Genomic DNA, 686 nt, shown 5'->3' on the forward strand with positions numbered 1-686 from the left:
GAACGCGTCGACGGCGCGGACGAGGCCCGGCCCGCGCTCACCGCACGGCCGCGCCCCGCGGTGGTGCCGCTGTCGTTCGCCCAGTACCGGCTGTGGTTCCTGCACCGCATGGAGGGACCCGGCGCCACCTACAACATCCCGATGAGCCTGCGGCTGACCGGCAGCCTCGACACCGCCGCGCTGCGGGCCGCGCTCGCCGACGTCGTCGCCCGCCACGAGGCGCTGCGCACCGTCTACCCGGAGCGCGGCGGCGTCCCGCGCCAGCAGGTCCTGGACCCGGTGGCGCCCGCCTTCGAGACCGTGCCGACCACGCCCGGACGGCTCGAGGAGGACCTGACCCGCGCCGCCCGCCGCGGCTTCGACCTGGCCGGCGAACTCCCTCTGCGCGCGGTGCTGTTCGAGCTGGGCGAGCGCGAGCACGTGCTGCTGCTGCTCATGCACCACATCGCCGGCGACGGATGGTCCTGGCCGCCACTGGCCCGCGATCTCGGCGACGCGTACGCCGCCCGACGCGAGGGCCGCGCTCCCGGCTTCGCGCCGCAGCTCATGGAGACGCCGGCCGGGCCCGCGCTCGCGGCCCTGCTGAACGTGGTGAGCGCGGCGCCCGCCGTCAGCTCCGAGCTGCCCGGGGTGAAGACCATGGTGGCGTCGTACAGGAAGAAGTACCCGGACTCGCCCGTCGACTC

Annotated in this window: 1 protein-coding gene; it reads left to right on the plus strand. The window is 75.7% G+C overall.

What is annotated here, in order from left to right:
* On the plus strand, nucleotides 1-686 hold a 686-nt coding region (locus LPA54_RS34290), incomplete at both ends, for a condensation domain-containing protein (protein WP_228984567.1).

It is taken from the genome of Streptomyces sp. DH12 (assembly GCF_020873895.1).
Lineage (GTDB): Bacteria > Actinomycetota > Actinomycetes > Streptomycetales > Streptomycetaceae > Streptomyces.